General features: G+C 32.8%; 5 protein-coding genes. All 5 read right to left on the bottom strand.

Features of this window, described 5'->3' with window-relative positions; all coding sequences use genetic code 11:
* Positions 1–330: 330 nt before the first annotated feature.
* Positions 331–711 (bottom strand): hypothetical protein, encoded by a 381-nt coding sequence (locus tag OM075_RS24350; protein WP_301193169.1) that lies wholly within the window; start codon positions 709–711, stop codon positions 331–333.
* A gap of 2 nt (positions 712–713) precedes the next feature.
* A complete protein-coding gene (locus OM075_RS24345; protein ID WP_301193168.1) occupies positions 714–1,088 on the bottom strand; it encodes a hypothetical protein in 375 nt (124 codons plus the stop codon).
* 5 nt (positions 1,089–1,093) lie between these two features.
* Positions 1,094–1,444 carry a hypothetical protein gene (locus tag OM075_RS24340; protein ID WP_301193167.1) on the bottom strand — a complete coding sequence of 117 codons (351 nt, stop codon included), beginning with the start codon at positions 1,442–1,444 and terminating at the stop codon, positions 1,094–1,096.
* Between the two features lie 600 nt (positions 1,445–2,044).
* Positions 2,045–2,689 (bottom strand): RloB family protein, encoded by a 645-nt coding sequence (locus OM075_RS24335; protein ID WP_301193166.1) that lies wholly within the window; start codon positions 2,687–2,689, stop codon positions 2,045–2,047.
* 3 nt (positions 2,690–2,692) lie between these two features.
* Complete coding sequence (locus OM075_RS24330; protein ID WP_301193165.1) at positions 2,693–3,988, bottom strand: AAA family ATPase; 1,296 nt, start codon at positions 3,986–3,988, stop codon at positions 2,693–2,695.
* Positions 3,989–4,308 lie beyond the last annotated feature (320 nt).

Here is a 4,308-nt window from a genome sequence, read left to right as displayed (position 1 = left end):
CTCAATAAAGCTTTTGAGAATTGGTTTTAAGAAAAAAGATAATTTAATTTGAATAATCTAAATCAATCAGACAGAGTTATACTTACATATCCAAACAGAAACGGGATAGCCATTGTGGTATCCCGTTTTTTTATCTTTATAGCTTCAAATACTCATTCATTAATCCCCATGATTTAAGGAACCTCCCTATATGTTCCTCCATTTTGAAAGTCTAGTGGACTTTTTAAATGGAAGGAAGGAGCGAAGATCGCGTACGTATGGTGGAGAGAGAGGTCCTCCGGTAGGCTTGTAGTCTATCGGCATTCTACGATTGTACCGACGTACTTTCATTTAATCATGTATATCATTCATTTTCTCTTCTTTTTCTTTTGGTTTGCCGTAAATATCAATGTTCTCAGTTTTTGAATGCTTTTTCCAATCTCGTAATAGTTTTTTTAAATAATCATCCTTGCATAATTCAAACCTTTTTAAAGCGTAATACATTGCTGTAATTGATACCTCTGTAAATCTTGAACGTTCTCGTTTCTGACATTTCGGACACCACATCATAGGAGGTTGAATATTCAAGTCTGTTCTTATCTGATTCAATGTATTATTCAATTCCTTTACTAAATCAAAGTGCTGTTCAATTGACATTTTTGAATTCCATTTTTCTTTTAGAATGTCCTTTAATTCTGGAAACCAAGTTGTATTTGCTTGTCCTGCTGGCATATTTAATCAATTTCGTTTTCAATTGCTATTTCTTCCATTTCTTCATGAGTCACACCGTATTGAAATCCACTGCTTGTGTATCCTATAATCAGAGCGAAGTTTTCATCACTTTCAAATCCACACGAAAGGTTTAATTCATCTTCTCGTTTTTTCTTGGATGATAGCCTTTGTTTTCTGAGAGCTTCCATTGAATTAATTAATTGCGTCTCATATTCTTCTGATATTTCAACTCCAATCATTCTTAGTTCTTTAACCGCACACAATTTGTCAACAGAGTATTTTTTTGAATATCCTTTCACAAGGTTGTTACCTGAATAAGTTTTTATCCAATTTTTGGCAGAATTAAGCCTACGTTCTCTTTTCGGAGTTTTTTTCATTTAAACTATTCAAATGGTTCTTTTGGTAACGCTTTTAAATTTTTAGTATATCGTTCGTTATTATACGGTTTACCAAATTTCATTACCTCAAATAACTCAACAGCTAAACATTGTCCTATCATCTGTCTGGTTTGGAAATCATCAAATCCGTTTTTTATTAATCTGTCATATGTAATTTTAGTCTCAGGCGGGTCATTGTCCCTGAGTTGATTTTTTAAAATCTCAAAAATCTGTTCTCTTAATATTTCATTCGTTGCCATAGTTACAGTGTCTTTTTTAATATGCAGCACAACAGTTGCTGGATGAAGCGTGCGGAGATTAACCGAACCATACCTCCCAAACAGCATCTTAGCCAAAGCTTTTATTTGTTTTTATCTTTTCCTAATTAACGGCAAATCAAAGATTTTGAGGTGTATGCAAACTCCACTCAACTTCCTGAAAATCAAAGGCTCCATATGCTTTGTTCTAGCCTGTGTGTGCCCTGCATGAGCAGAAGTGCACCCACACCCCAAGTTCTTGAAAAAGTTTGAAAATACAAATCCTTTGAGATAAAAATTGGTTGTGGATATAATTTTTATCTATAGGGTGCAAGTCCAGGATTGAGGAACGAAATCACGAATACCAAAACTAATAAACAATTTATGAGTAATGGGTGGTTGGGCAATTGCTCAATTGGAACAAAGTGGAAATCGCCGACACCAAATAAAATAAGTTTAATGTTGGCAAAGTCCTATTTTAGGAACAACCATAATCATAGAACGACTTCAAAAACGTGGCTATATTGCTTTATCTGATATGTATAATCAATTACACTCTATGCTAGCTTCAAATACTCATTCATTATTCCCCTTGATGTAGAGAACCGCCGTATATGAGACCCGTACGTACGGTGGTGAGAGAGGTGCACCAGTGGGCTATTAGCTCACTGGCCATCTACGATTAGCAGTAGGCTTTTTTTACTTTTTGCCGCATACAGTGTTCTTAATCTCTGAAAGATTAAAGAATAAATTCATCTCACAAAATGCTTGACTAGTTCTGTATTTATCAAAACTATTTAGCTTGCTAGAATTATCAATAGCTTGGCTAATATGTCCTTTTAACTTTAAGTAAATATCACTACCCTGTTTTGTAAAATACTGTTTTGTCTTCTCATAGTCTGTCAAATACTTCTTTAATTGCTTTTCAGAAGAACTACAGGCAGTAAATAATTTTGAAGTTCTTTCAAAATGCAATAAAAACCAGAACTCTAAGCAAGGATTATTGACAATTACAACAACATTTTCAATCTTGTTTGCCGCATCTCTAAGGTGAATAAATAATTGTTCTGCTGTTTCGACTCCTTTTTTGGCTTCTCTTGTTTCTTTAATAATTACGTCATAATCAACAATCCAAAAAACTTTTGTGTAATCTTCTGCTAGCGATTTCACCATTTCAAATTGTTCAGAAATACTCTTCTTGGTGGGAAGTTTTGGTTCTATATTAACAGATAAGGTTCTTTCATTTCTTTTCAACATTTGTAAATACCATACCTCAGTATCACCATCCACAACAAAAGCATAAGTATTTTGTCCTTTTAACTTAATCTTCTTACTTTTCCTCATAACCTAATCAAGTTCAAAATAGAAATCACCTAAATTAGGTTTACCACTTAGCTTACCACTTTTATAGGCATTCAACACGTTTGTAGTGTCTCTTACAACAGATGTATCAAAGTCTGCTAACGAATACAATTCTGTTGAGCAACTTTCGCATTTATCAGTAAACCATATTGCATCATTTCTAAATATATCCTTATTGCCCAAGATTTCTCTATTGTGCGTGGTTGCAATTAATTGAGAGTTTTCTGAGTTAATAAGAAATGATAATATAAAATGAACATATAAGTCAGGATGCAAAGAGGCTTCTAATTCATCAATTGGAATTAAATGATTGTTTTTAATTAGTAACGCTAATAGACCTGCAAAACCGTAATATCTTCTAGTGCCTAATGATTCCAAATCTATAGGTAAAGTATAGTCTTTCCCATTAACAGTATGAACGAAACCAATATTAACCGCAGAAATTTTTCCTTTTTCTTTTAACTTTTCCACTCTATCATCAGAAGTTTCTAACTGTTTTTCAAGAAATTCGAAAAAACCTTGAGGAATTTCCTGCTCTTCTTCTTCAATTAATATATCTGAAATATGTAAATCAGCTTTCTGAAGGATACTTACAATGTCTTTTTTTGACAACTCTTTTTTATCAATTTTAGAGGTAACATACCCTTCTAGTTTAGTTCTAGTATAAACTAACGGTTTTAAATAATTTCTAAACCAATCAATAGCTTCATTTAATTCATAGAAATCAATATTTGTCTTTAGAAATCCTCCAAAAACAGTGTTGTTCCATAAGGTATTTGACTCAAGTGTTTTTTTAAATGTCTTATCCTTCTTTATTTTACTTCCAAACTTGATTTCGGTAAACTGATTTTTTAAATCAGTTGTTCTTTTAAAAACATTAGCCTTAGTTGTTTGATAATGGTCTAGCTTTTCACTAATAATAGATTGCCTAGAAAATTCAACTTCATAGTCATATTTTACATTGTTTTGAATAAACTCAATTGCTAAAACAGTAGACTTATTAGGTGTTTCATTATCAAATAAAAAAGGACTAAAATCTAATTCGTCAGTTTTTTTTTCTTCGGGGTCTAAAACTAAATCTCTTAAAAATTCTAGTGCTTTTAGTATTGTTGTTTTTCCAGATGCATTTGCACCATAAATCAAACCTAACTTTAGCAGGCGATAACCACATGAGTTAATTATATAATGACTTTCTAAATGAGTAGATTTATCTGCTTCAAAAGAAAGTATCTGTTCGTCTTTTACAGAACCAAAATTCCGAATTTTGAAATTAATTATCATTTTTAGTCGCTATTTTGTAAATAGATTACAAATATAAGTCATAAAAAGTTCATATAATGTTTTTTTCTTGTAAAAATAGTTGCAGGGTTGTTTTTTTAGCTTACTGCTAACGTTTGCTGGATGAAGTCGTGGCGCGTTAGTCGTGGTGTCGTGTCACCCGATAGGGAGACTAAGACAGTAGACAAAGGCGTCAGGACGAGCCGACCGAGCTATGCTTTATACCAGCGTGTGTGTGCCCTGCATGAGCAGCAGTGCACCCACACCCGAAGTTCTTGAAAAAGTTTAAAAATACAAATCTTTTGTGATAAACATCGGGTGTG

It is taken from the genome of Plebeiibacterium sediminum, from assembly GCF_026013605.1.
GTDB lineage: Bacteria > Bacteroidota > Bacteroidia > Bacteroidales > Marinilabiliaceae > Saccharicrinis > Saccharicrinis sediminus.
This window is presented reverse-complemented; position numbering and strand designations above follow the sequence as displayed.

What these genes read in the sequence shown, in the direction of transcription:
- OM075_RS24350 (WP_301193169.1), bottom strand. Translation starts at nt 711, where the DNA reads ATGCCAGCAGGACAAGCAAATACAACTTGGTTTCCAGAATTAAAGGAC.
- OM075_RS24345 (WP_301193168.1), bottom strand. Translation starts at nt 1,088, where the DNA reads ATGAAAAAAACTCCGAAAAGAGAACGTAGGCTTAATTCTGCCAAAAAT.
- OM075_RS24335 (WP_301193166.1), bottom strand. Translation starts at nt 2,689, where the DNA reads ATGAGGAAAAGTAAGAAGATTAAGTTAAAAGGACAAAATACTTATGCT.
- OM075_RS24330 (WP_301193165.1), bottom strand. Translation starts at nt 3,988, where the DNA reads ATGATAATTAATTTCAAAATTCGGAATTTTGGTTCTGTAAAAGACGAA.